This window comes from Kitasatospora sp. NPDC041917, assembly GCF_055589745.1.
In genome coordinates this window covers 76088-102047 of the sequence record NZ_JBVJBI010000023.1, presented here as the reverse complement: position 1 = coordinate 102047, position 25960 = coordinate 76088, and the positions used below count along the sequence as shown (strand labels likewise).

Below are 25960 nucleotides of genomic sequence, written 5' to 3'. Positions count from 1 at the left end.
TACAAGCCCTTCGATGGGGGTCGCGTGGGTGACGCAGAGGCCCAACCTGCGGGGGCCACCCGGGAGGAGTCAAGGCGTTGCGCCCGCCACGGGACACCGAACGTCATCTTCCGGCCGAATGTCCGTGCCTCCGCGCCGCGGGGTGATCGGACGGGTAGTCAGAAGACTGCCCCCATAGCGAACTTGGAGACCCCATGGCCATTCGCGTGCCCTGTCGCCCCTTGGTTCTCACATTGCTCCTGTCCCTGGCCGTGGCCGGGTGCGGTTCCGGATCGGGCGGCGGCTCCGGATCCGGCGGCAAGCTGACGGTGTGGCTGGCCGTGGACGCCCAGGAGAGTTGGCCACAATTGGTCCAGTCCACCAACGACCGTTTCGCCAAGGACCACCCCGGGATCCAGGTCGACGTCCAGTACCAGCAGTGGACGACGAAGAACCAGAAACTGGACGCCGTCCTCGCCGGGAAGAACGTGCCCGACGTGGTGGAGATGGGCAACAGCGAGACCACCAACTACATCGTCAACGGTGCCTTCGCCCCCCTCGAACCGGCCCGCTTCGACCAGTCGGACGCCTGGCTGCCGGCGCTCGCCGACGCCTGCCGCACCAACGGCAGGACGTACTGCGTGCCCTACTACGTCGGGGCCCGGGTCGGTGTCTACCGCACCGACTACTTCGCCCGGGCGGGTGTGCCGGGCGCCCCGAGGACGTACCCCGAACTCCTGTCCGCGTTCGACAGGCTGAAGAGCACCGTCGGCGCCCAGGACCCGAACTTCTCCGCCTTCTACATGCCCGGCCGCTACTGGTACGCGGCGATGGCCTTCGTGAAGGACGCGGGCGGCGAGATCGCGGTGAAGGACGGCGACCGCTGGAAGGCCTCGCTGTCCTCGCCGAAGTCCGTCGCCGGGCTCACCGAGTGGAAGCGGCTGATCGACGCCTACTACGTGGGCGACCGCGCCAAGGACAACGGCGACCAGCCGGCCGTCGTCGGCCAGGGCCACGTGGGCGTCTTCTACGGCAACACCTGGGAGGCCGACGCCGCCGCCGACGAACGCTCCGGCGGGGATCCGAAGCTGAAGGACAAGTTCGCCACCTTCCCCTTCCCCGGCCCGTCCGGGAAGCTCCTGCCGCCGTTCCTCGGCGGCTCCACCCTGGCCGTGCCGGCCAAGTCGACGCGCAAGGACCTGGCCGCCGACTGGATCAAGCTGTTCACCGACCGGGAGTCGCAGAAGACGCTGATCGCCGCGAACACCCTGCCCAACAACACCGTCCAGCTGGCCGAGGTCGCCGGCGGCGGCATCAACGGCCCGGCCGCCCAGGCCGCGGCCACCGGGGGCTGGATGACCCCGTTCGCGCCGGGCTGGACGTCGGTGGAGAAGTCCAACGTCCTGCCCGAGATGCTCGAACGGATCGCCAACGGCAAGGCGTCGGTGCAGGACGCCGCGCGGGAGGCGGACCAGCGGATCGACGAAGTGGTCAATGAGCGCTGACCGGGGCCGGCGGCGGCGTCCGCTGCTGCCGTACCTCCTGATCGGCCCGACCGTCCTCGCGCTCGTCCTGGTGCTCGGCTACCCGCTCGTGGACATGGTCGTCCTCTCCTTCCAGGACATGACCCGCGAGCAGCTGTTCAGCGGCACGTCGCCGCCGTGGGCCGGGCTGGACCAGTTCCGCCGGATCCTCGGCGACGGGTTCTTCTGGACGGTGGTGGCCCGTACGGTGCTCTTCACCGCGGTGTGCGTCGTCCTCACCGTGCTCTGCGGGCTGTTCACGGCCCAGCTGATGCACCGGGTCTCCCCGTGGGTGCGCGCCGTCATCGCCGGGGTGCTGGTGACCGTGTGGGCGATGCCCGTCATGGTCGCCGCGTCGATCTTCCGCTGGCTCTTCGACGCCGACTACGGCGTGGTGAACTGGCTGCTCTCGAACCTGCCCGGGGTCGACCTGGCCCGCCACAACTGGTTCACCGACCCCTGGCAGGGGTTCTCCGTCATCGTCGCCGTCGTGGTGTGGGGCTCGCTGCCGTTCGCCGCGATCACCCTGCGGGCCGCGCTGGCCCAGGTCCCGCCCGAGTTGGAGGAGTCCGCGGTGCTCGACGGGGCCCGGCCGTTCCAGGTCTTCCGGCACGTGACCCTGCCGGTGATCAGACCGGTCCTCGTCATGGTCACCACGCTGTCGGCCATCTGGGACTTCGGCGTCTTCAACCAGATCTGGCTGATGCGCGGCGGCCAGCCCGAGCGGGAGTACTACCTGTTGGGCGTCTACTCCTTCATCGAGTCCTTCGCCGTCAACCGGTACAGCACCGGGGCCGCGATCGCGCTGGTGACCGTCGTGCTGCTGCTCGCCGGTTCGGTCGTGTACCTGCGTCAGATGTTCCGGACGGGAGAGGTCGAATGAGGCGGCGGCGGTCGCCGGGCCGCGACCTCCTCGGGCTGCTCGTCGCCGCGGTGATCGGCTTCCCCGTCTACTGGATGGTGCTCACGGCGTTCCGGCCGGCCTCCGAGATCCTGCGCCTGCCACCGGAGTTCTGGCCGGGCCGGTTCACGCTCGACAACTTCGCCCGGGCGCTGGGCACCGAGACCTTCTGGGCCAACGTCCGCTCCAGCGTGGTCATCGGCCTCGGCACCGTCCTGGTGTCGCTGGTCGTCGGCGCCCTCGCCGCCTTCGCCCTCGCCCGGTTCCGCTTCGCCGGCCGCAGGGCCTTCGTCGTGGTGATCCTGATCGTCCAGATGGTCCCGCTGACGGCCCTGATCATCCCCGTGTACCTGCTGCTGAACGACGTCGGGATGACCGACAGCCTCACCGGCGTGATCCTCACCTACCTGGTGTTCACGCTGCCCTTCACGGTGTGGATGCTGCGCGGTTTCATCGCCGGCGTCCCGGTGGAACTGGAGGAGGCGGCCATGGTCGACGGCTGCGGCCGCCTCGGCGCCTTCCGCCGGGTGGTGCTGCCACTGCTCGCCCCCGGCATCGTCGCCACCTCCGTCTTCGCCCTCGTCCAGGCGTGGAACGAGTACGTCCTCGTCTACGTCCTGCTGTCGAGTCCGAAGAAGCAGACCGTCAGCATCTGGCTGGTCTCCTTCCAGACCAGCTTCGGGACCGACTACGGCGGTCTCATGGCGGGTGCCACGCTGACCGCCCTGCCCGTCGTGGTCTTCTTCCTCGTCGTCCAGCGCAGGATCGCCTCCGGCCTCGCGGCCGGCGCGGTCAAGGGCTGACCGCGAGCACAGCAGGCCCCGCTCTCCCGGCGGCACCCCGTTCACGTCCACAGGAGGATTCCGTGACGCACGACCGCCTCGATCTCGTGTCCAAGCTGTACCAGCCGTCCGGCTGGCCCCGTGTCCTGGAGGCCGCCTCGGGAGCCGCCTCCGGGGCGCCACTCGTCGTGGACCTCGATCCGACGACCTTCTGCGACCTGGCCTGCCCCGAGTGCATCAGCGGAAAGCTCCTCAACCAGGGCCGCTTCACCCCCGAACGGCTGGCGGCGCTCGCCGAGGAGCTGGTCGCCCTGTCCGTCCGGGGCGTGGTGCTGATCGGGGGCGGCGAGCCGCTCGCCCACCGGGGCACCCGCAAGGTCCTGCGCATCCTCGGTGAGGCGGGCCTGGCCGTCGGGGTCGTCACCAACGGCACCATGATCGACAAGAACCTCACCGAACTCGCCCGCTACGCCACCTGGGTCCGCGTCTCGATGGACGCGGGCACCGCCGGGACGTACGGGCTCTTCCGCCCCGACCGCAAGGGCCGCAGCGTCTTCGACAAGGTCGTCGCGAACATGCGGCTGCTCGCCGAGGCGAAGAGCGGCGCCCTCGGCTACTCCTTCCTCGTCATGACCCGCCGGGAGCCGGACGGCCGGACCGTCAGCAACCACACCGAGGTGCTGCGCGCCGCCGAACTCGCCCACGACATCGGCTGCGACTACTTCGAGACCAAGGCGATGTTCGACGAGGAGCACCACGTCATCCAGGTGTCCCAGGACATCCTCGACGCGGTCGACCGCCAGCTCGCCGAGGCGGCCCGGCTGGAGAGCGACACCTTCCAGCTCGTCAACTCCTCCACGCTCACCTCCCTGCGCCGCCACACCGGACCCGTCCAGCCCAAGGAGTACCACCGCTGCCGGGTCGCCGAACTGCGCACCCTGATCACCCCCTCCGGCGTGTACGTCTGCGCCTACCACCGCGGCAACCCGATGGCCAGGATCGGCGACGCCGTCACCGACAGCCTGGCCGACATCTGGCAGGGCTCCGACCGCGGCATCATCGACCCGAGCCGGGACTGCCGCTTCCACTGCGCGCGGCACCGCTCCAACCTGGAACTGGAGCAGATCGCGGAGGGAACGGGCGCAGTCCCCCTCCAGGAGGACTACGACCCGTTCCTGTGACCGTCGCGGTGACCGTCACACCGCGCTGACGCCGACCCGATCCCCCGCCCGGGCACCGCGGCTCCCCGCCGCCGCCCGGGCGGGGATCACCCGCGCCCCGGGGTACCGGCCGCGCAGCGCGCCGGCCAGGCCCGCCACCACCGCGGGCGCGTCGCCCGCGCGGCACACCCCGACCAGCGAGCCGCCGCCCCCGGCCCCGCTGAGCTTCAGCGGCAGGCCGACGGCGCGCAGCGCCACCGTCCGCAGCTCCTCCAGGAGCGGGGTCGACATGCCCTGGAAGTCGCGCATCGCCGCGTGCGCCCGGGCCATCGCCTCCCCCAGCGCCTCGTGGTCGCGCCCGCGCAGCGCCGCCCACGCGGCGGCCGAGGCCCGGTCGGCCTCGGACCGGTACGCCGCGAGCGCGGGATCGCCGGCCGCGAGCTGCGCCCGCACCGTACGGATGTGGTCGCCGGTGTTCTTCCGGGTGCCCGAATCCACCACGACCACCCGCCAGTCGTCCGGGAACTCCAGCCGCTCCCTGACGACCGGCAGCCCGTGCTCCCGGCCGTCGATCAGCAGCGCGCCGCCCTCGGCCACGGCGAGGTGGTCCATGCCGCCGCCGTTGAACCGGGCGAACTCGAACTCGTACGCCCACTGGACGATCGAGCGCTCCGGCACCCGCTCGCCGGCCGGCGCCCCGGCCTCGGCGAAGGCCCGGAACAGCGCCACGATCAGCGCCGTGGACGAGGACAGCCCGCTCGCGGGGGGCGCCTCGCTGCGGACGCGCACCGGCGGCGGGGCGGGGGCCATCCCGGGGAGCCGGGCGCGCAGGAAGGTCCACACCTCGGCCGGCCAGTCGCCGGCCGTCTCCGCGACGGCCGTCGCCCCCGGCACCACCTCGACCGTGGTCGGCAGGTCGAGGGCGAGGCTGACCGAGCGGCCCGCCCCCAGCCAGTCCAGGTCCTCCCCCGACAGGCACGCCCGGCACGGCACCGCGGCGCGGATCGGATGCTCTTCGCTCATCCGGTGCTCTTCGCTCATCCGGCCTGGAACCTCCCCTCGGCGACGAACGCCCGGTACATCGACAGCACCACCGCCGTGGGCGGGTGCAGCGGCCCCGGCGGATCGTCGAGGCGCCGGAACTCCGCCCGGCGCACCTCGTCCGCCCCGGGGGCGAGCTCCCCCGACCAGCGCCGGGCCACGAAGCACAGCGCGAAGCAGTGGGTGACGTCCCCGTTCGGATAGGTCAGGGTGTGCACGGCCGGATCGGACAGCGACCCGAACGCGACCAGGTCCTCCTTCTCCACCCGCAGCCCGGTCTCCTCCGCCACCTCCCGGACGGCCGCGTCGGCGAAGCCCCCGTCCTCCTCGCAGGCGCCCGCCGGCAGCTCCCACACGCCGTTGTCGACCCGCTGCTGGAACAGCCCCCGGCCGGCCGCGTCGAGCAGCAGGACCTGGGCGCCCGGCATCAACAGCTTTCTGCCGCCCACCTTCTGACGCAGTGACCAGGTGTACGACCCGACGTAACCCATGCCCGCACCGCCTCCTTCGCGGCCCGCCCCACGGCGGACGTCCACGGGGCCACAGACTGTCACGCGTTCTCCTCCACCAGCCAGCGCGGCACCGCCTCGGGTGTCGACTCCAGCCACCGCACGTACCGGTCCACGCCCTGCGCCACGTCGATCCGGGCCCGCCAGCGCAGCAGCTCCCGGCACCGCTCCGTGGAGGCGTAGCCCCCGAGCGGATCGCCCTCGGGACGCGGGGTGACGATCCGGCGCGCCCCCGGGAAGTAGGGGGTGAGCAGGTCCGCGACCTCCCGGACGGACGTCGGGCGGCCCGTCCCCACGTTCACCGTCCGGCCCGCCATCCCCTCCTCCACGAGCGCCAGCGCCGTCGCCTCGGCCACGTCCTCGACGTGGACCAGGTCGCGCACCTGGACGCCGCCCCCGTTCAGGCGCATGGGACGGCCGAGCCGGGCCTGCAGGGACAGCCACGGGACCATCCAGGAGTGGCTGCCCGGCTTGGGGATCTGCGGCTCCCCGTACACCGAGAAGTACCGGACGATCGCGTGCTCGCACCCCGACGACGCCCCGAGCAGCAGCCGGGTCTGGTGCTCCGCCCACAGCTTGCCGTTCGCGTACACCGACAGCGGGAACAGCGGCTGGTCCTCGTGGAACACGTGCGGGCCGGGCGAGTCGGCGGGGCCGTCGCCGTACACGGACGCGGACGAGACCAGCACCAGGCGGCGGATCCGCGCCCGGGCCGCCTCCTCCAGGACGACCTGGGTGCCCTGCACATTGGCCCGGAAGGCGATTTCGGGATTCCGGGTGCAGGCGGCCACGTCCGCGTAGGCGGCGGCGTGGACCACGAAGTCGGCCTCCCGGAGCAGCCCGGCGACCGCGTCCCGGTCGCACACGTCGCCGACGACGAGCCGGGCCCCACTCCTCTCCACCCCGAAGACCGCGTGGCCGGACTCGGGGTAGGCGTCCATCCGGTCCAGGACGGCGACCTCGGCACCGGCCCGGCACAGCAGGGCGCTGAGCCGGCTGCCCACCAGGCCCCCACCCCCCGTCACGACGACGCGGGCGTCGCGCAGTTTCTCCAGCCGGGCCTCGACGCTCTCGCCCCCGTCGGCTCCGGCTTCGTTCGATGGCGCGTGCGATCCAGCGGACATGTGTGTCCCTTTCCGTGGAGACGGCGAACTCGGATGCGCGCTCACACACAGCCACAGGCTTCACACGGAAGGTGGCGTGCCAGCCCAGCATCCGTGGATCTCCAACCGCTCCGCCAGTGCGAATTCGGCACTCTTGCCAGCCCTCGGCGCGATCCGTACTGTCCGGAACCGGTGGCACCCGCAGTAGCCGATCGCTCCAGTGGATCCACCAAGTCCCTTACGCCCCACCAGAGACAGGGAAATGAGATGACGCTCCATCAGCTCAGTGGGGTGGTCATGACCCACCCGAAGCGCCGGCGGGCCGCCGAGCGGATGGCCCTGGCGGCGCCCCCGGGCACGCTGCGCGTCGTCATGGACCCGGACCCCACCGGCACCCCCTCGGTGCTGCGCACGGCGCTCGCCGCCTGGGAGGCCGTCGAGGACGGCGCAACCCACCAACTGGTCGTCCAGGACGACATGCTGTTGTCCGAAACGTTCTTCGAACGGGTCCGCCTCGCCGTCGACGCGATGCCGGACGCGGCACTGGCCCTGTTCGCCCTGTGGGACTCCCGCAACGGGGCCGCGGCCCGATTCGGCGCCATGGCCGGCGCCCGCTGGATCGGCGCGGTCAACGAGTACTTCCCGTGCGTCGCGATCGTGCTCCCCCGGGCCGTCGCCGAAGGCTTCGTCCGCTACGGCCGCGAGCGCCTCGGCGGCTGGCCCGACGACATCCTGATGCACCGCTACCTCCGGGACGCCGGCGTCCCCCGCTACGTCTCCGTCCCCAACCTCGCCGAGCACCAGGACCGCGGCTCGATCTCGGGCAACGCCTTCCGGGGGCCGCGCCGTTCGGTCTGCTTCCTGCCCGGCGACCGGCCCGGCGACGAGGGGAACCGGCTGACCGGCCTGACGGTCCTGCCGTTCCTCAAGTACGGCGTCGCCCGCTGCGCGGTACGGGTCACCGGGCCGGGCCCCGAACGCTGGCTGCACCTGGACTGCGAGCAGTACCTGCACGGCCTCGGCCTGCCCCGCACGCTGTTCGCGCCGCCCGGGCCGGAGCCGGACGCGCCGGACGTCCGCGGGACCTGGCTCACGGCCCTCGCCATGGGCCACGAGGCCGCCCGCCTCGGCCTGGACGTCGACGGCTCCGCGCCGGCGGTACGGGCCGAGGTGTACGCCGAGGCGATCGCGACGATCGGACCCGGCGGCATCAGCAACACCAGCACCGAGGAACACCTCGCCGAACGCCGCGAGGCCCTGGCCGCCGTGGCACGACGCGCGCTGGCCGCCGGACACGAGGCCGCCGACCGCCCGGCCCCCCGCCGGCCCCGGCGGCCCGCCGGCCTCACCCTGCGCGGCGGCGCCACACCGCTCGGCGAGCACCTCGCACGCAGACTGGCCGACCTCACCGGCGACGCGGCGCCCGACGCCGTCCTCGACCTGACCGGCCTGCGCGCGGGAGCCCCGGCCCGGGAACTGAGGATCCACCTGCCCGACGACCCCCGGCCGTACACCCTGACCGTGGACGAGGTGTACGGCCCCGGCTGCTCCCGGGACACCCTCGTCGGCCGCATGGTGTGGGACGCCCTGCGCAGCCGGCCGGTGGTCGTCCAGGAGGGCCCCGACACCGAGGTGCACCCCGTCTACACGGACGACCTGGCCGACGCCGTGCTGGCCGTGCTGCGCACCCGGCCCACCGCCCGCGCCCTGACCGTAGCGGGCGAAAAGCCCGCCACGCTCGGCGAGTTGGCGCACGCCGTGCACACCGCCGTCCGCCCGGTGCCGGTCCGGACCGATCCACCGGCGCCCGGACCCCCCACCCCCCGGCCGGCGTTCCCGGACGGCCCCCGCCCACCCGGCTGGACACCGGCGACCGGACATGCCAAGGGACTGCACGCCTTCGCCCAGTGGCTCGCGTACGAGGGCACGCTGCTCACCGTCGTCTGACCTCGCGGGCGCCGGGCGGCGGCCGGGGCGCCTACGAGCGGCTCGACACCCCCGGGCGCGGCGAGGCCGTCGCCCCCGGCTCCCTCCGGCCCCGGCCCGGTGGCCCCGACGCCGCTGTCGGGGCCACCGGCAGGCGCACGGTGAACACCGAGCCCCTGCCGGGGGTACTGGCCACCCGGACGCTGCCGTCGTGGACCTCGGCGAGCTTGCGGACGATGGCGAGGCCGAGACCGCTGCCGCCGGTCCGACGGCTGCGGGACTTCTCCGCCCGCCAGAAACGCTCGAACACCAGCGGCAGGTCCGCCTCGGCGATGCCACTGCCGGTGTCGGCGACCTCGATGAGGACGGCGTCGGCGTCGGTGCGGGCCCGCAGGGTGACCGTGCCGCCCGCCGGGGTGTGCCGGACCGCGTTGGCGACCAGGTTGCCGACGGCCTGGCGCAGGCGCACCGGGTCGGCGAACAGCTCGGCGCCGGCCACCGAGCCGTCCGGCGCGCTCCCGGACGACATGTTCCCGGACGACGCGTCCCGGGAAGGCTCGACGGCCAGCGCCAGGGCCACTCCGGACGCCCGCGCCCGGGCTCCGTGCGCGGTGGCGACCTGGGCCAACAGGTCCTCGACGTCCACGGGTTCGCGGTACAGGGCCAGTTCGCCCGCGTCGGCGGCGGCCAGGTCCTTCAGGTCGTCGATGAGGTGCTGGAGCAACAGGGCCTCTTCGAGCAGCGAGCCCGTCAGCGCCCGGTCGGCCGTGGCGACGCCGTCCTCGACGGCCTCCAGCCAGCCGCGGATGTTGCTCAGCGGGGTGCGCAGCTCGTGCGCGATGTCGCCCACCATCGCCTTGCGCAGGTCCTCCAGTTGCCCGCGCCGTTCCGCCATCGCGTTGAAGGCGGCGGCGAGTCCGGCGATCTCGTCGCGGCCGGTCACGTCCACCCGGGCCGAGAGGTCCCCGTCGGCCATCCGCCGGGCGGCGTGGGTGAGGGCGTGCAGCGGCCGGGAGAGCCGCAGGCCGACCGTCACCGTGACCGCCACGGTCACCGACAGCACCAGGGCCGCGACCTCGGCGACCCGCCCGGGGTGGGCGGGGATCGACGCGGACACCGCCGTGGGGGCCTCGCCCCCGGCTCCGGCGCCGGTGACCTTCGGGGCGGTCACCGGGGTGTCGACGAACAGCAGCACGGGCGGCGCCACGTACTGGACGAGCTGCTGCCGGCGGGCGTTGGTCAGGCAGGCGGACATCGCCCGGTCCTGCGGCGCCGGCCCTGCCGGGATCCCGTCCGGCCCCAGGGACAGGGTGACGGGACCGGCCTGCCGGCGGGCCAGGCAGGCGTTGACCAGCGCGGTGAGGTCGGTGAGCGCGGCGCGCTCGGAGTCGGTCGGGGCCGCCATCACCACGGGGGACGCGCAGCGCACACCGTCGGCGCGGTCGTCGGTGGTCCGCAGCCGCGGCCGCCCGGCGAGGTCGTCGGTGACGGTCGCCTCGATGCCGAGCGCCGACCGCAGGCAGTCCGCCTGCCGCAGCAGGGCGGCCCGCAGGGTCGCGTGCTCGGCGGCGGTCGGCCGGAACGGCCCCGCCGCGCGGGCGTCGATCCGGTCGCTCGGTGCGCCGGGCAGCATGGCGATGTCGACGGCGAGCGGGTCCACCGTGGTGGTGGGCGTACGGGGCAGGGCCGTCCGCTCACCGGTCGTCGACGCGGGACCGGTCTCGGGCCCGTTCACGGAAACGGAAACGGGAGCGGCACCGGCACCGGCACCGGCACCCGCCCCGGCCGCCGAGTCCACGACCGGTTCGAAGCGCGGCGTCGCCAGGACGATGCGGCGCCCGGTGGCGTCCGCGAGCCGCCGAACGGTCTCCTGCGCCCCGCTCCAGTCGGCGTGGGTCGCGGCGTAGCCGAGCAGTTCGTCGTAGATCCGGGTGTGGTCCACGAGGACCCGGGTCTGCTCCCGCTCGATCGCGCCGGTGGTCGTGCGGGCGGCCAGCCAGGCGGTCGCGGCGATGGAGCACAGGGAGACCAGGGCGGAGAGCGCGAGCAGCCGGACCGTCAGGCTGCGGCGCAGCGGGGTGTCAGGACGCACCGGGCGGCTCCTCCGCGAGCTTGTAGCCGATGCCGTACACCGTCAGGAGGGCGACGGGGCGGCGCGCATCCGGTTCGATCTTGCGGCGCAGGTTCATCACGTGGGTGTCGACGGTACGGGTGGTGATGTAGCGGTCGATGCCGTGCAGGTGTTCCAGCAGCTGGGCGCGGGTGAAGACCCGGCCCGGCTGGCCGGCCAGCACTTCCAGCAGCCGGAACTCGGCGGGTGTGCAGCCGATCTGACGGCCGTGGGCGGTGACCTCGTGGCGCAGCGGGTCGACGGTGAGCGGTCCGACCCGCAGGACGGCCTGCGGCCCGGACGCGTCCTGGGCGTCCCGGCCGCCGTGGGTGTCCCGGGCCGGGGCCGGCCGGGAGCCGCGGCGCAGCAGGGCGCGGACCCGGGCGACCAGCTCCCGGGGGCTGTAGGGCTTGGTGAGGTAGTCGTCGGCGCCGAGGTCGAGTCCGAGCAGGAGGTCCTCCTCGGCGGTGCGGGCGGTCAGCATCAGCACCGGCAGGGGGGACTCGGCGCGCAGGGCGCGGCACACGTCCAGGCCGTCCAGGACGGGCATCATGACGTCGAGGACGAGGAGTTGCACCGATCCGAGGCGGGCCCGCTCCAGGGCGGCCCGGCCGTCGTGGACGACGTCGACGCGGTGGCCTTCGCGTTCCAGGTACAAGCGGATGAGGTCGGCCTGTTTGGGATCGTCCTCGGCAACCACCACGTGTGCGCACATACGGATGATCGTAAAGCGCCGTCCGATCGCCGTTCCCCGACCGTGTCCTCCCACGTCACCACCGCTTTCCGACTGCTTCCTGACAACTTCCTGACACCGGGCGGAGAGTGTGGCGGGGTCCGCCGGGGCCGAGTGCCCCGGTCCCCTCCCGAGAGGCCCCTCGTGAAGCCGTCCCCGAAGCCGTCCCCGAAGCCCTCCCCGAAGCCGTCCTCCCGTCCGTTGTCCCTCGCCGCCGGTGTCCTCGGCGTGGCCCTGGTCCTGTCCGCGGTCCCCTCCGCCGCCACGGCGGCCACCGCGGTCCCCTCCGGGCCCGCCACCGCGCCGACCGTCGCGGAGGAGGACGTGATGCCGCACCTGCGGGCCCTGCAGCGGATCGCCGATCGCAACGGCGGCAACCGCGCGCACGGCACCCGCGGATACGCGGAGTCGCTGGCGTACGTGCGCCACGCGCTGGACCGGGCCGGCTTCCGCACCGAAGTGCGCCGCTTCTCGCACGACGGCGCGACCGGCTACAACCTGATCGCCGACTGGCCCGGCGGCGACCCGAACCACGTGCTGCTCTCCGGCGCCCACCTGGACAGCGTCAAGCAGGGCCCGGGGATCAACGACAACGGGTCCGGCTCGGCCACGGTGCTGACCACCGCCCTCCAGGTGGCCAAGGCCCGGCTGAAGCCCGCCCGGCACCTGCGGTTCGCCTGGTGGGGAGCCGAGGAGGTCGGCCTGGTCGGTTCGGCCGACTACGTCCGCGGCCTGTCCGACGCCGACCGCAAGGCGGTCGACCTGTACCTCAACTTCGACCAGACCGGCAGCCGGAACACCCAGCAGTGGCTCGTGGTGAAGGACGGTCAGCAGGCCGACAGCGCGGCCGGGCAGGTCTTCGAGTCGTGGTTCGCCGCCCGGGGGCTCGCCACCTTCGACATCGGCGTGGGCGGGTCGGACAACGAGTCGTTCGGCAAGGCCGGCATCCCGTCCTCCGGCTTCAGCACCGGCATCTCCGACTGCATCCACGATGCCTGCGACAACCTCGCCAACGTCGACCCGGCGACGCAGACCACCAGCACCAACGCCCTGATCGGCGTGGTGTGGCAGCTCTCCGCCACCGCCCCCGCCACCGCCCGGCCCTGACCACCCGACACCCCCGCAGGAGGCACAGATGCCCGGAACACCGACCACCCGCCGCCGGACCGCCGCCGTGCTGGCGACCGCGACCGCCCTCGGCGTCGCCCTGACGGCCCTGCCCGCCTCGGCGGCCGGCCTCGGGGACCCGTACTTCCCCGATGACGGCGACTCCGGCTACGACGTGGGGCACTACGACGTCCGGATCGCCTACGACCCGGCGCGCACGGACCACCTGGACGGCGACACGACCGTCACCGCCCGGGCCGTCCGGGCGCTGGACCGCTTCAACCTGGACCTGAAGGGGTTCACGGTCTCCTCGGTCACCGTGAACGGCACGCCCGCGCGGTCCTTCTCGCGCTCCGGCGAGCACAAGCTGGTCGTCGTCCCGGCCCAACGGGTCGCCCGGGGCGCCACGTTCGCCGTCCGGGTGACGTACGCCGGCACGCCCGACGCCGAGGGCTGGCACACCCTGACGAACGGCGGCGCGAACGTGTCGGGCGAACCGCACTCCGCGACCTCGTGGTACCCGTCGAACGACCACCCGTCCGACAAGGCCACCTTCGCCCTCACGGCGACCGTCCCCGACGGCTGGACCGCCATCGGCAACGGCCTGCCGGGGCCCACCACCACCGCCAACGGCACGACGACGTTCCGCTGGCGCGAGGACCGGCCGATGGCGACGTACCTCGGCACGGTCGCCATCGACCGGTTCACCGTCCACCGGGCCCAGCTGCCCGACGGCAGGCCCGTCATCACGGCGTACAGCCCGGACGTCCCGATCGACGCGGCCACGGAGGCCGCGCAACCGGACGTCCTGGCCTTCCTCGCCTCGAAGTTCGGCCCGTACCCGTTCTCCTCGGCGGGCGCGATCGTGGTCGGCGAGTCCAAGAATCCCGGACGCGGTGCGGCGGCCCTGGAGACCCAGAGCCGGCCGACGTACATCGGGGCCCTCTACGACGAAGGGGTGGTCCACGAGAGCGCCCACCAGTGGTTCGGCAACAGCGTCTCGTTCACCGACTGGCGCGACGGCTGCATCGCCGAGTGCTTCGCCCAGTACGCCAACCAGCTGTGGGAGGAGCACAACGGCGCCGACCTCGACACCGGCTTCTACCCCCACGTGGTCGCCGAGAACAAGGACAACCCCTCGTTCTGGTCCACGAAGCTGTACGACCCCGGGAAGGGCAAGGAGCTCGCCCCCGCCCTGTACTTCAAGGGCTCCCTGATGCTGCACGCCCTGCGGCGCACCGTCGGCGACGACGCGTTCTTCGCCACCCTGCGCCGCTGGACCGCCGACCACGCCTACGGCAACGCCTCGTTCCCGCAGTTCGAGGCACTGGCCGCGCGGGTGTCGGGCAAGGACCTCAAGGGCTTCTTCGACGCCTGGGCCCACGGGACCACGCTCCCCGCCGAGGAGTACCTCTACCCGGGCCCCCTGGGCAACCGGTAGCCCGCCGCCGGGCCGGTGCGGCTCCGGACCGGAGCCGCACCGGGATCACCCCGGTGGCTACGAGCCGACGCCGGGCCGGGGGCCTCTCCCGGGACGGGCCCGCGGCCCGGTCCGCGGTGTCGGGATCTGAAGCACCGCATGCCGGGAGCCCGGCTCGGGCAGCAGCGTGCAGGTCGAGCGGCACGGGACGAAGAGCGCCTGGCCGCCCCGCAGTCGGACCGCCAGCGGCACCCGGTGCGCGTCGGTCGAGGCGGTGGAGCCGATCGGACCGGGGATCGTGTCCGTCGAGGCCGTCGAGGCGGTCGGCGCACCGACCAGGATGTCGGTGACGGAGGACAGCTGGAGTACCAGGAGTTCCTCCGAATCGGCCTGTCGCATCTGTGCCGCGTGCGGGTCCGCGGGGCCCTGAGGGAGGCTCCGGACGGTGACGCCCAGCAGTGCGCTCAGCCCGGTGGCGAGGGCTGCCGCGGCCTCCGCCGTGGACGGGTCGCCGGTGACGGGGGGCTCGTAGTCCGTCCACAGGACGGCCGGTCCTCCACCGGACCGGGCCGAAAGGAACGCGGCGAGTTCCCGGAGGTAGCCGCTCTCGTCGGCCGGTTCGTTCTCCTGATCGTCCGGCCCCCACTGCACCGTCGTCCTCCGTTCCGGAGCCTCGCGTCGGGAGGCTTCCCTTCGCCGGGCTCCATCATGGATTCCGGTGGTGGCGCCGGGACAGTCACGCGAACCCGGTCCCGCGCCTCCGGTCCCGGACTCACGTGACCCTGCCACCCGAGTGACCCGGCCACCCCCGCACCCCTGCCTCCCGGGGTGTCGCTACTCGCCCAGCAGCCCGGTACGAGCGGCGGCCACACCGGCCTGGAACCGACTCTCGGCGTCCAACTGTCCCATGATGTCGGCGATGTGACGCCGCGCGGTGCGCAGAGACATCCCGAGGCGGCGGGCGATCGTCTCGTCCTTGAGCCCGGCGGCGAGCAGCCGCAGGATGGTCCGGTCGATCTCCTGGGAGACCTGCTCCAGGCCGTCCTCGGTGGCGGCGGAGAACGGCCTGGCACACGACCAGGACTGTTCGAAGATCTCGCACAGATAGGCGACCAGTGACTCCTGACGGACCGCCACCGCGCCCCAGGAGCCGTCGCTCGCGGGGATGAAGGCGAGTTCGCGGTCGAAGACGATGATCCGGCCGAACAGCTCGTGGACGGTGCGGTACTCGCCGCCGAGCGGCGAGGCCGCTTCCACGTACGCCTGACTGGGGCCGTTGAAGCGTGCGGTGTGGTGGTAGAGCGTGCGCATCCGCACCCCGCGGGCGAGCAGGGCGCGGTCACGGCCGAGTGCTTCCTCCATGGCTTCCGGCACGCGGCTTCCGCCACCGGGCTGGCTGGCCAGTACCTCGCTCCGGCAGCTGTCCGAGGCCCGGTCGAGTGCCGCCCGTACCTCCTGCAGGCTGCTGATGACCTCGATCCCCTCACCGGCGCCGGCCATCCGCCCGCTCCGCCGGTAGTGGGGGAAGAAGCCGACGAGTTGGGCCTGTCCCCTGGCCAGCTCCTCCTGCTCGCGCCGGATCCGGGCCTCGACGGGGGCGGCGAGCCGGGCCATCGCGGCCTCCGGTGCGACGGCGTAGCCCGCCGCCGGGTCCTGCGGGTCCGGGTACACCAGGCGCAGGGCGCTCAGCCTGCGTACCGAGGAGGCGGCCCGGTCCGGGTTCAGTCCCAAGTCTGCGGCGATGGCGGCGGGTTCGAGCCGGTGGTGTTCCAGTACCCAGGAGTAGACCGCCACGTCGACCTGATCGGGTTCCGTTCCGCCCGCCCGATCGTCCGGTTCGCCGGAAACATCCATGTACATCCCCCAGTCACTTTGCTGCCACCCAGCTTGGTGAGGTGGTCGGCCCATAGGCGCGTGATCATCTCGCCGACATGCTAGATCACAGGCCGGGACCCGCTCGGCGAACCGTTGAGGTTCCCTCCAGGAGGACTCCATGAAGCGTTTCATCACCGCCGCCGTACTGCTCGCGGCCCTTCTCGGGATCAGCGCCCCCGCCGCGCTCGCCGTTCCGCAGGACCAGCCGACGGCGGCCCGCAACGTTCACGCGGACGACACCTCGTGGGGCGGCTCGTGCGCGACCCCCTCCTGCCAGCCCGTCTACTGAACGGTCGCCGTGACCACCGCTCCCGTTCGACGTCCCCTCAGCCAGGAGAGTGCCCCGATGTCCCGACCCGCCACCGCCACCCCCGCCCTGAGCCGCCGGGAGGTGGAGGTGCTGGAGCTGCTGGCCCGAGGAGCCACCTACGACACCATCGCGCGCCGCCTCCAGCTCAGCCCGCACACCGTCGACACCTACCTCCGACGGATCCGTAGCAAGACCGGCGCCACCACCCGCATGCAGTTGGCACTGTTCGCCTTCACCCACGGCCACGGCCTCCCCGCCTCGTGACGCGGCCCCGGGGCGCGTGCGCGATGTCGGGCCGGACACGGGCCCGCCCCCGCCGGCGGGTCCCGGCAGGGGCGGAGTCAGGCGCGGGGCCAGGCGCGGAGTCGGGCGCGGAGTCGGGCGAGGGGCGGTCAGGCCTTGATCGTCCAGCGCTGGTTCCAGTCGTTGGTGCAGGTCCAGACCCCGAGGGCCTTGTTGTCCTCGTCGTAGGTGAGGCAGTCGTCGGCGCTGACGCGGATCTGGTACTCGCCGTCGCCGAACGCGAAGACCTCCCACTTCTGGGCGGCGGAGCCCGTCCAGGGGCGCGCCTCGGCCAGGTAGCTCTTGGTGTTCTCGGTGAGGGCCAGGCCGGTGACGGCGTTGGTGATCTTGTACAGCCCGCCGGCGTCCTGGGTGAAGACCCAGCCGGTGGACTTGGCGGCGGTGCTGGTGGCGGCGGTGACCGGGCTGCCGCTCGCGGAGCCGTTGGCGGCGGGGGCCCGGCCGTTCTTGACGCTCGGGCGCAGCGTGCCGCCCAGCTGGGCGGCGCCCGAGTCGGCGACACCGAACCCCATCCGGATGTGGCCGCCGGGGATGCTGCTCCCGGTGTCGCCGGTCTCGTGCGCGGGGATGCCGGGGGTCTCCGGGCTGCTGATGGGGACCGCGGGGACGGTGATGACCTGGCCGCCGATCGGCACCTGCGGCGTCGAGGGGGTTCCGGGCGGCGGGGTGGAGCCGCTGGTGGACCCCGGCACCACTCGGGCCGGGAAGTGGATGTGCCGGCCCCCGTGGCCGCTGGTGTCCGAGTCGTGGCCGATGAAGGCCCAGTTCATGAAGCCGCCGTCACCGTAGTTGACGAAGTCCGATTCGCCCGCGAAGACCCAGACCTTGAAGTCGTCGTAGCCCTGCGGCCCGCCCTCCTTGTCGTGGTGCTCCAGCCTGACGTCGTCCTCGAACATCACCCCCCGCATGTTCGCCGAGTAGTCGTTCTTGAACCACTTGGTGTCAAAGGCGTCCGTCCCGTCGTACTTGAAGACGAGGACGTTGTAGCCGGGCGCGGCACTGCTCAGCTTCGTGACCAGGGCCTGGGTGAACTGGGCGTTCTCCATCTTCGCCTGCTTGGCCGCACCGAGGACGAACTTGACGGTGTCGGAGACGGCGCCGATCAGGGCGCTGGTGCAGTTGCCACCCCCGACGCCGTCCTTGCCGGCGCAGTCGGCCGCGACGGCCGGGGTCGGGGCCGCGACCAGAGCCGTACCGGCCCCGGCGAGGAGGCTGGCGGCCAGGGCGGTGGCGGTGGCGGACTTCTTCAGGCGGGCGCTAACGGCGCTCATGATGGGCTGCTTTCGGACGAGTTCGGAGGAAGCGTCAGGCGGACCGGCACAACGCGGTACGGGTGCGGGCGGCCAGGGGGCGTCACCGCCGCCACCTGTCCGGTCCGCCTTCCTGCCGGCGTTCCGTTCGGTGAGGTAGATCCTGCCGAGCCGCGATGGTCACGGACAGTCACGAAGATCCGGTGCCGGAGCGGCGGTACCTGGATCACGTGACACGCCCCGCGGCCGGAGCGGTGACGGACCTGCCGCCGGACGGAGGCCTGACAGCCGCGGGTCCCGCGTGTAGCGTCGCCCCATGACCGACGAGATCACGGCCAGGGCAGGCAGAGAGTTCTACACGTTCGACGGCCGGGTCCTGGAGGTCTTCGGGAGCTCTCCGAAGCGGTTCCACATCCGGAACACGGACCTGCGGGTCACGGGCCCCGACCGGAAGGGGAGGCGGACCGTCGAGGTCGTCGCCGGTCCGCCCGAGGCCCCGGCGACGCAGCACACCTGGCACCTCTCGGCCGAGGAATGGCAGCGGGCCCAGGGCCTGGAAGCCCTGCTGGAAACGGTACGGGCGGCCATCGCGTCCGCCCGGGAGCACGGAGCCTGAGGGTTGTCCGCAGCTGCGGCCGAGGACGGCCGCAGCCCTGTCAGCGGCTCGGGCACGGGTTCCGGTAGGCGATGTCGGGCGCGTACAGGCGCCATTGGGCGGGGCTGACGGAGCCCCTGCTGTAGGAGCACAGGCGGTCGGCGAGCCTGGCGGGATCGGTGTCGAGCAGCGAGACGGTCCTGTTGGAGGCGACGAGGAGGGTGGGCCCGGTCGCCACGAGCGCGACCGCGCGGATCGTGTCGCCGCTCGGATTGGCCACGGAGACCACGAGAACGGGGCTGGTGGGGTTGCGGACGTCCCAGAGTTCCAGGGTGCCGCTGTTCCAGATGGCCATGAGCGCGCCGTTCTGGGCGAATTCGACGCCCTTGACGCCCTGCACCGTCTGAATGGTCGTCTCGGGCCGGGGATGCCCCGGATCGCCGATGTCCCAGAGGGAGACGGCGCTTCCGTTGTTGGCGCCGGCGGCGAGCAGCCGGCCGTCGCTGCTCAGTCCCAGGACGTCGTTGAAGGCACCGGGCACGGTGACCCTCGACGTCGGCTCGCCGCCGGCGGTGAAGTGGAACAGTTCCAGGGCCGAGCACTTGCAGCTGGTGTCCGGTGTGCTCGTGACGGCCATGACCGTACCGGCCGGGGTGTCGCGGGAGAGCGCGGAACCCATGTTCAGCGAGTCGGCGGAGCCGCCGGAATCGGAGGAGCCCTCCGGGGGTTTGATCGCCGACGAGCCGGTGCGCCTCGGTTTCGCCGGGTCGCTGACGTCCCACCAGTCGAAGCCGGCCTTGCTCGCCAGGTAGGCCGTGCGGCCGTGGTTCACCAGGCCGGCGTCGTGGCCGTCGGCGTCGGGGGCGGGGATCGAGCCGACCTCCGTCGCGTCGAGCGAGTCGGTGACCCGCCACAGGTGGAGTGCCCGGCCCCTGATCACCGCGATGAGGTGGCCGCTGTCGTCCCAGGTCACCCCGAAGCTGATGATCACGTCACCGACGGTCGACGGGGTGGCGGGGAAGTCGGCGGTGCCGAGGGAGCCGGCCTTGACCGGGCGGTGCGGATCGCTCACGTTCCAGAGCCGGACCTCGCCCTCCCATCCGACGGTCAGCAGCGCGTCCGCGCGGAGGAACGCGGTGCTCCGCACGGAGACCGGCAGGGTCGCGACGAGTGCGGGGCCCGTGGACGCGGAGAGGTCCCAGAGCCCGACGGACTGCGTGGTCGGGGTCGGCGCCGTTGCGGTGACCTGCTGCGCCGCGGCCATCAGGCGGCCGTCCGGGCTGAACGACCAGGAGGGGAGGCCGCCGGGCAGCCGGGCCTCGTCGATCTGCCGGACCGGTGCGCGCCACCGGCGCAGCACGCCGTCGGCGCCCACGGTCAGCAGCCCGCCGGCCACGGTCGTGGCCATGGCGTAGAGGCCGGAGGCCGTCTTCATGCAGCTCGACTTCGCGGACACCAGGGCCAGGTTGTCCGCGGACAGGGGGACGAAGCACAGATCGCCCTTGGGGTCCTTCACGTCCGTCCCGCCGTAGGCGAGCTGGCGGCCGTCCCGGCTGAAGGCCACCGCACTCACGTTCGCGGAGCCCCCCGTCGAGACTCTGACGGCCTCGGGGTGGGCCGGGTCCCCGAGCCGCCAGAGACCGACGTCCCGCTGGCTTCCGGCGGCCAGCAGGCCGCCGTCGGGGCTGAAGACGATCGACTTGTACCCGGTCTCCAGGGTGGCCGGATTGGCCGGGTCGACCGGGTCGACCGGGTTGACCGGGTCGGCGATGTCCCACAGCTGGGTCCTGCCGCCGAGAACGGTGGTGGCGAGCAGGCTTCCCCGCGGTGCGAAGGCCACGGCGGCGAGGGCCGCGGGTCCCTGCCCGGTCGGGTTGCGCAGCCGGGCGAGCTCCGTGGGGGCGGTGGGCCGGGCGATCGACCACAGGCGGGTGTCGCCGTTTCCCAGGGCCGCTGCCAGCAGCGTGCCGTCCGCGCTGGTGGCCATCGACATGACGCCCGCCCGTTCCCCCGTCGGGTCGGTCGCCAAGGGCAGACGGGCCGCGATCACGGGCTTCCCGGGGTCGGCGAGGCTCCACAGGCACAGGCCTCCCCCGGTGCCGCACGAGGCGGCCAGGTGGGACCCGTCCGGGGTGAGGGCGATGCCCGTCAGGCCGACCTCGACGGTCGAGCGGAGCGCCGGCGCGTCCGGGTCGGCGATGTCCCAGATCCGGACCACTCCGTCCTGGTTCACCGCGGCGACCAGGGACGCGCGGGCGGCGGTCGCCATGACGAGGGTGTCCTTCCCGGCCTCGCCGACGACACTGTTCAGCAACGAGCCGCTCAGGTCGTACAGCTGGGCGGCGGCCTCCTGGGTGGGGGACGTCCGGTGGGCGGCGATCGCGAACTGGGCGGCCAGTCCGGGATCGGTGCCGCCGAGGGCCTGCGCGCGGGCGGCCAGATCCTTGGAGTCGACGACCGCGGCCTTCTGGGCGGTGGCCTCCCGCTCCCGGGCGGTGGCGTGGCGTTCCCGCACGGTGAGCACGCCCCCGGTCGCGGCGGCCAGCAGCGTCACGCACAGCGCCGCGGCCACCGTGCCCTGCCTCCGCCGGCGCGACCGGCGGTGGACGCGACCGCGTTCCAGGTAGTCCCGTTCGGCCTCGCTCAGATCCCCGGCCCGGCTGTGCAACCAGGGCTCGGCGCCCGCCAGCGTGATCCTCTTCGGCAGCAGATCGTGGTCGCGCCCGCCGCGCTCCCAGCGCTCCCGGTCGTGCCGCAGGACCTCCCTCCAGGCCAGGAACGCGCGGTCCTCCTCGACCCAGGCGCGCAGCTTGTCCCAGGCGTTGATCAGCGCCTCGTGCGCGAGCTCCACCGTGTCCACGCCTTCGGCGCTGCGCCCGACGACCAGCAGCCGCTCGTCGGCGAGCCGCCGGGCGATGCGCCACTCGTCCTCGCCGAGCTCGGTGCGCAACGCCGTCCGACGGGTGGCGGACAGCGAACCCAGTGGCACCCGGACGAGCTGGGTGAAGAGACGACGGGCGGCCCCCTTCTCCTCCTCCGGCGAAACCTTGTACCGCAGGACGTCGTTGGCGTAGGCGCCCAGCGCGCCCTTGACGCCGCCGAGCGCCTCGTAGGCCTGGTGGGTCAGCAGACCGGCGTCCTGGCGCCGCCAGAGCAGGTCGAGGGTGAAGCCCAGCAGCGGCAGCGCGCCCGGTTCGGCTCCGGTGTCGTCCAGCAGGCGCTCGGCCAGGTTGGGCGCGTAGCGCACCCCCGCGACGGCGTCGACCGGCGCGGTGACGACCTGGTGCAGCTGCTCGCGGCTCATCGGGCCGAGTGCGTAGACCTGCCGGCCGATGACCGGGCCGAGGAGCGGATGGGCGAGGGCCTCCTCCAGGAAGTCGGCCCGCAGGGTGGTCAGGACGCGGACGGTGTTCGGCAGGGTGTCGGTGAACAGCACTGCGGCCAGTTCGTCGACGGCGGACCGGCCGCGCACCAACAGCTCCTCGAACTGGTCCAGCACCAGGAGCAGTTGGTTCGCGCCGTGGATTTCCAGGAGCCGGGGCACGAGGTCGGCCATGCCTCGCGGCCCGGCCAGCACGGCGGCCAGGACGGGGGCCCGCTCAAGACGCTGCGTCGCCGACAGCGCCGGCTCCAGCAACGGCAGCAGCGCGGCGGCCAGCGCCGACAGCGGACTGCTGCCGGAGTCCGGCCGCAGGGTCACCGCCAGCGCCCCCGCCGCACGGCGCCGGGGGACCACCCCGGCCATGGCCAGCGACGACTTCCCGGAGCCGGAGGGGCCGACGACGGTGACCCAGCGCTCGCGCGCCGTCAGGACGGCGACCTCCTCGCTCTCGGTGTGCCGGCCGTGGAAGACCGCCGCGTCCGACTCCTGGAACGAGGTCAGGCTGCGGAACGGCGACGGCGGCATCGCGACGGCCCGCAGCCCGGGCCAGGCCGCCGTCAGGCCGTCGGTGGGGGTCAGGTAGCTCACCGGGGGATCGGTCGCCTCGGCGATCGTCACCATGCCGACCACCCCGCCGAGCCGGTCGTCCCACACCGGGCTCCCGCTGAACCCCCCGGAGACCCGGTAGCCCCGGGAGGCGAGGTCGACCTGGAGCAGCCCCCCGCCCTGTCGGCCCCTCAGCACGCCCGCGTGCCAGACCCCGTCCGAACGGCCCACCGGGAAGCCGAACACCCGCACGGGGTGGTCCCAGACGTTCTCGGCCCTGGTCTCGACGGGCCGGACCGGGCGGGCGCCGGCCAGCGGGGCGGCCAGCCGCAGCACCGCGACGTCCCCGCCGCGCTCCGGGGTCCGCGGCACCCAGTGCTCGACGACCGCCATCACCCCCGCCACGGCCGGCCGACCCGCCCCGGACGGCACCGGCAGCAGGGGCAGGTCCACGAACACCCAGGACCCGACGCCCGGTTCGACGCCCTGCCCGGCGAGCGCCGCCGAGACCACGTGCGCACAGGTGACGGCCAGGTCGGGTGCGACCAGGAAGCCGGCACCGACCGGCCTGCTCAGCGCGTCGTGGATCCGCAGCACCGCGGCGTCCAGCGCGTTCGACCCGACGCCCTCCACGGGCCCGGGGACCGGCGCCGTCACGGCGCGGGCTCCTCCGCCGCCGCTTCGACCACCTGGTCCGTCCCGTCGGCCGGTGTCCGTTTCCAGGTCAGCGAGACCTTGAAGTTCGCCTGCGCCGAGGTGCTGGAGATCACCACGTCCGCCTCCGCGGACAGCGACAGCCCGAACTCGATGCCGATCTCGTCCGGTGCGTGGGCCATGCCGCGGAAGCCGTCGACGAAGTCCTGCGCCACCGGCCTCACCCCGGCCAGCATCTCGCCCAGCGACCGTGTGGCACGGGCCACCACCTGGCCGGGCCGGGCCACCTGCACCAGGCCCTCCGCGGCCTGCTCGATCTCGATCCTCACGACGTCCGGGATACCGGCCCCCGGACCGACCGGCAGTTCAACGAGGTACGCCATCTCTCCCCCTCGGAGCCTCACGGCCCCATGCGTGCGTGGTGTCCCTGTCCCTGTCCCCGTATCGCTCCCGCCGACGCGGCCGGCGCGAACCCGTGGGAACCCGCCTGCCGGGCAGGGGGAATCACCGTACAAGCCCGCACCGGGGAGTGCCTCGGGAACGGACAGAAATGGCGACAACTCGTATATGAGTACTAAGACTTGTGGATCTCAGCGGTGGGCGGATGCCACCGCCCTCAGCGCGTTCCTCGCGCCGTACCGCACCCGGCGGACGGTCTCGGACCTCCCCACGGCAGAGGGCCCGGGCAGGAACGGAGAGCGTCCCCGGAGCCGACTCCATGACGGCCCCGGCCCCTGGGTCAGGAGAACTCGCGCAGGCGCGGCCGCACTCCCAGCACGGTCAGGGCGAGTGCCGCCGCCAGCACCGCCGCGCCCGTACCCGCGGTGACGGCGTCGAGGTCGCCGTCGGTGGCGGCGACGGCCGCGTCGAAGGCGCGCTGGTTGATGGCCTGGTTGTCGTCCAGGGCCGCAGCGAGCGTTCCGAAGTCGGCGTTGGACTGGCCGGGGGTGAGGCCGGTGTTGTAGGTGACGGCCTCCTTGAGCCTCCCCTGGGCGTTCAACTCGCGGATCCTCCGGTCGTCGCGCTGGTACTGCTGGAAGGCGGCCAGGACCCGTTCCGCCGCGTCCTGCTCCCCGGGGAAGGTGATGTTGCGCAGTTCGTCGCCGAGGTACCCGCCGAACCCCACCTGGCCGTGGTCGGCCCGGTGCCGGTCCGCCAGTACGGCGAGCCGGTCGTTGTACGCGGCGAGGGCGGCACCGTCGACCCGGGCGAAGGACTGGGTCTTGTCGAGGAAGCTCTGCTCGTAGGCGGCCGCCCGGGCGGGGTCGGTCAGGTAGCGGCTCTCGTCGGCGTTCAGGTCGTACGCCACCGCGCGCGCCCGGCTGAGCGCGATCACCGAGTCGAAGGAGTTGCTCTTGGCGATCACCAGCCGGTGATCGGTCCGGGAGGCCAGTGTCAGCGCGGCGGCCAGCCCCACGAGGGCGAGCAGGCTCGTGACGGCCAGCGGCACGTTCACCAGCCGCCGGAAGCGCACGGCGAGCACCCGCTGCAGCAGCCCGAGCGCGGCCAGCACGACCAGACCGGTGAGCAGGATCCACCACCGGCCGCCGGACAGGGCGTCACGCCGGTCGGTGTAGTTGCGTTCCACGACGGCCGCGTTGGCCTTGGTGACGTCGTCGACGGCGGGCAGCAGGCGCTGGCGCAGCAGGTCGGTGGCCTGCCGGTAGGCCGCGAGGGCCTCGGCCGACGGGCGGCCGGCCGGGGCCCGGGCCTGGTCCTCCAGCAGCTGGGCCCGGGCCGTCAGGGCCTCGTAGCTCCCGAGTTCACCGATGACGGTCTGCACGGCCCGCTCCCCGGCCCGGTCGCCCGCCGCCGCCTCCGCGACCTGCTGCAGGTCGGTGTCGGCCTGGGTGCGCCGCTGTTCGAAGGTGTCCAGGGTCGCCCTGCGCGGCGCCGCGTAGTCCGGATCGGCGCCGAACAGCAGCAGGTTGGCGGCCTGGGCGTCCATGTCGTTGAGCGCGAAGTACAGGTCCGCCGAGCGCACCACCTGCGGGGCCGCCCGGTGACCGATCACGTCCGTGCCGTCCCGGGCCCCGCCCAGGACGGCGCCGCCGACCGCTCCGGCGCCGAGCAGCGCCGCAAGGCAGAGGCCGGTGAGCCCGCGCACCAGGCGCGGGGTGGTCCACCGGGCCCGGCTGCGCCCGGGGCGCCAGTGACGGGGGGCGCGCGGCCCGGGTGGTGGTTCGGCTGTCTCCTGTCGCGCCGTCTCCGGCGCGACCGTTTTCCCCACGACCGCCGTACCGCCCGACGTTCCCGTTGGCATCGCCGCGCGCCCCCTCCCCCTGTTTCACCGGCCGCCGAACCTTCCCCGGAGGCCGCCGGGGGTCGGGGTTCGGCCAACGGTCCGCCGCCGGGACGCGTGCCCGGCTGGAGAACCGTTTCCTCGCAGCTCACGCTAGGCGCGGCCGAACACCCGTCCGCTCGCTCTAACGCCTCCTTGACGCCGCCGGCCGCGATCTTGACGAAGCCTTGGCGGTGCTTCGGCCGGTGATCGTCCGCTGTTGCCCGGCAAGGCCCGTCGCAGGCCCGTACGCCGAGCACCTTCCGGGAGCGCCGAGCCCCGGGGCCCTCCGTCCGTACAGCCGGACGGCGGGCCCCGGGGTCCTCAAGCGGCGCACCCGGTGCCGGTGGCACGCGGCACCGGGTGGGTCCATCGGGTCAACGCCCGGGCTTCCGGCCGTGGTTGGCCTTCTTCTTCCGCCGGGCCTTCTTCTTGCGGGCGCGCCTGGACATCGCGCTCCTCCTCCCGGT

At 73.4% G+C, this 25960-nt stretch carries 22 protein-coding genes; 10 read left to right on the top strand and 12 right to left on the bottom strand.

All coding sequences use genetic code 11. From position 1 onward, the window contains the following. Positions 1 to 221: 221 nt before the first annotated feature. The 4 genes from ACZ6EM_RS25995 to ACZ6EM_RS25980 all read left to right on the top strand — a co-directional run bounded on the left by ACZ6EM_RS25995 (position 222) and on the right by ACZ6EM_RS25980 (position 4366). Positions 222 to 1484, top strand: coding sequence for an extracellular solute-binding protein (locus ACZ6EM_RS25995; protein WP_452177344.1), 1263 nt, complete (start codon positions 222 to 224; stop codon positions 1482 to 1484). Then, positions 1474 to 2385, top strand: coding sequence for a carbohydrate ABC transporter permease (locus ACZ6EM_RS25990; RefSeq protein ID WP_359904643.1), 912 nt, complete (start codon positions 1474 to 1476; stop codon positions 2383 to 2385). The genes ACZ6EM_RS25995 and ACZ6EM_RS25990 overlap by 11 nt, the downstream gene beginning before the upstream one ends. Continuing rightward, positions 2382 to 3206, top strand: coding sequence for a carbohydrate ABC transporter permease (locus ACZ6EM_RS25985; protein ID WP_380540786.1), 825 nt, complete (start codon positions 2382 to 2384; stop codon positions 3204 to 3206). The genes ACZ6EM_RS25990 and ACZ6EM_RS25985 overlap by 4 nt, the downstream gene beginning before the upstream one ends. Before the next feature lie 62 nt (positions 3207 to 3268). Continuing rightward, positions 3269 to 4366: a radical SAM protein gene (locus ACZ6EM_RS25980; protein ID WP_359904638.1), complete on the top strand. Its 1098-nt coding sequence runs from the start codon at positions 3269 to 3271 to the stop codon at positions 4364 to 4366. 15 nt (positions 4367 to 4381) lie between these two features. On the opposite strand, the gene ACZ6EM_RS25975 is transcribed toward ACZ6EM_RS25980, so the two are convergent. From ACZ6EM_RS25975 to ACZ6EM_RS25965, 3 genes are read right to left on the bottom strand one after another with little or no spacing between them, the layout of a single operon-like run. Further along, positions 4382 to 5368: a GHMP family kinase ATP-binding protein gene (locus ACZ6EM_RS25975; protein ID WP_452177343.1), complete on the bottom strand. Its 987-nt coding sequence runs from the start codon at positions 5366 to 5368 to the stop codon at positions 4382 to 4384. 14 nt (positions 5369 to 5382) lie between these two features. Continuing rightward, positions 5383 to 5877 (bottom strand): NUDIX domain-containing protein, encoded by a 495-nt coding sequence (locus tag ACZ6EM_RS25970; protein WP_359904633.1) that lies wholly within the window; start codon positions 5875 to 5877, stop codon positions 5383 to 5385. A 59-nt stretch (positions 5878 to 5936) separates the two neighbouring features. Continuing rightward, positions 5937 to 7019: an NAD-dependent epimerase/dehydratase family protein gene (locus tag ACZ6EM_RS25965; protein ID WP_452177342.1), complete on the bottom strand. Its 1083-nt coding sequence runs from the start codon at positions 7017 to 7019 to the stop codon at positions 5937 to 5939. 246 nt (positions 7020 to 7265) lie between these two features. Between ACZ6EM_RS25965 and ACZ6EM_RS25960 the strand changes: the two genes are divergently transcribed. Next, entirely contained in the window at positions 7266 to 8945 is a 1680-nt protein-coding gene (locus ACZ6EM_RS25960; RefSeq protein ID WP_452177341.1) for a hypothetical protein, read from the top strand. A 31-nt stretch (positions 8946 to 8976) separates the two neighbouring features. On the opposite strand, the gene ACZ6EM_RS25955 is transcribed toward ACZ6EM_RS25960, so the two are convergent. Both ACZ6EM_RS25955 and ACZ6EM_RS25950 read right to left on the bottom strand, forming a co-directional pair. After that, positions 8977 to 11016 (bottom strand): sensor histidine kinase, encoded by a 2040-nt coding sequence (locus tag ACZ6EM_RS25955; RefSeq protein WP_465773344.1) that lies wholly within the window; start codon positions 11014 to 11016, stop codon positions 8977 to 8979. Further along, the gene (locus tag ACZ6EM_RS25950) at positions 11006 to 11749 is read right to left on the bottom strand and encodes a response regulator transcription factor (RefSeq protein ID WP_452177339.1); all 744 of its coding nucleotides are present in this window, start codon (positions 11747 to 11749) and stop codon (positions 11006 to 11008) included. Before ACZ6EM_RS25950 ends, ACZ6EM_RS25955 begins: the two co-directional genes overlap by 11 nt. 162 nt (positions 11750 to 11911) lie before the next feature. Here ACZ6EM_RS25950 and ACZ6EM_RS25945 point away from each other — a divergent pair, with 162 nt between their 5' ends. Beyond that, the gene (locus ACZ6EM_RS25945) at positions 11912 to 12874 is read left to right on the top strand and encodes a M28 family peptidase (protein ID WP_452177338.1); all 963 of its coding nucleotides are present in this window, start codon (positions 11912 to 11914) and stop codon (positions 12872 to 12874) included. 28 nt (positions 12875 to 12902) lie between these two features. Then, positions 12903 to 14315, top strand: coding sequence for a M1 family metallopeptidase (locus tag ACZ6EM_RS25940; RefSeq protein WP_452177337.1), 1413 nt, complete (start codon positions 12903 to 12905; stop codon positions 14313 to 14315). Positions 14316 to 14372: 57 nt separating this feature from the next. Here the strand turns inward: ACZ6EM_RS25940 and ACZ6EM_RS25935 are convergent, their stop codons facing one another. Both ACZ6EM_RS25935 and ACZ6EM_RS25930 read right to left on the bottom strand, forming a co-directional pair. Continuing rightward, positions 14373 to 14945 (bottom strand): hypothetical protein, encoded by a 573-nt coding sequence (locus ACZ6EM_RS25935; protein ID WP_452177336.1) that lies wholly within the window; start codon positions 14943 to 14945, stop codon positions 14373 to 14375. 183 nt (positions 14946 to 15128) lie between these two features. Beyond that, positions 15129 to 16148, bottom strand: a complete 1020-nt coding sequence (locus ACZ6EM_RS25930) for a helix-turn-helix transcriptional regulator (protein ID WP_465773343.1) — start codon at positions 16146 to 16148, stop codon at positions 15129 to 15131. A 139-nt stretch (positions 16149 to 16287) separates the two neighbouring features. Between ACZ6EM_RS25930 and ACZ6EM_RS25925 the strand changes: the two genes are divergently transcribed. Beyond that, positions 16288 to 16458, top strand: coding sequence for a hypothetical protein (locus ACZ6EM_RS25925; protein WP_401049300.1), 171 nt, complete (start codon positions 16288 to 16290; stop codon positions 16456 to 16458). 57 nt (positions 16459 to 16515) lie between these two features. Next, positions 16516 to 16743, top strand: coding sequence for a response regulator transcription factor (locus ACZ6EM_RS25920; protein ID WP_401049302.1), 228 nt, complete (start codon positions 16516 to 16518; stop codon positions 16741 to 16743). A 128-nt stretch (positions 16744 to 16871) separates the two neighbouring features. On the opposite strand, the gene ACZ6EM_RS25915 is transcribed toward ACZ6EM_RS25920, so the two are convergent. Continuing rightward, entirely contained in the window at positions 16872 to 18053 is a 1182-nt protein-coding gene (locus ACZ6EM_RS25915; protein WP_465773342.1) for an RICIN domain-containing protein, read from the bottom strand. 295 nt (positions 18054 to 18348) lie between these two features. Between ACZ6EM_RS25915 and ACZ6EM_RS25910 the strand changes: the two genes are divergently transcribed. Beyond that, positions 18349 to 18648: a hypothetical protein gene (locus ACZ6EM_RS25910; protein ID WP_401049306.1), complete on the top strand. Its 300-nt coding sequence runs from the start codon at positions 18349 to 18351 to the stop codon at positions 18646 to 18648. Positions 18649 to 18688: 40 nt separating this feature from the next. Here the strand turns inward: ACZ6EM_RS25910 and ACZ6EM_RS25905 are convergent, their stop codons facing one another. From ACZ6EM_RS25905 to ACZ6EM_RS25890, 4 genes are all read right to left on the bottom strand, one after another. Then, positions 18689 to 23212, bottom strand: coding sequence for an nSTAND1 domain-containing NTPase (locus ACZ6EM_RS25905; protein WP_465773341.1), 4524 nt, complete (start codon positions 23210 to 23212; stop codon positions 18689 to 18691). Beyond that, positions 23209 to 23592: a CU044_2847 family protein gene (locus ACZ6EM_RS25900; protein ID WP_401055229.1), complete on the bottom strand. Its 384-nt coding sequence runs from the start codon at positions 23590 to 23592 to the stop codon at positions 23209 to 23211. Before ACZ6EM_RS25900 ends, ACZ6EM_RS25905 begins: the two co-directional genes overlap by 4 nt. A gap of 356 nt (positions 23593 to 23948) precedes the next feature. Beyond that, complete coding sequence (locus ACZ6EM_RS25895) at positions 23949 to 25316, bottom strand: hypothetical protein (RefSeq protein ID WP_452177332.1); 1368 nt, start codon at positions 25314 to 25316, stop codon at positions 23949 to 23951. Positions 25317 to 25867: 551 nt separating this feature from the next. Continuing rightward, on the bottom strand, positions 25868 to 25942 hold the full coding sequence (locus ACZ6EM_RS25890; protein ID WP_401052252.1) for a 50S ribosomal protein bL37: 75 nt from the start codon (positions 25940 to 25942) through the stop codon (positions 25868 to 25870). Positions 25943 to 25960: the final 18 nt, after the last annotated feature.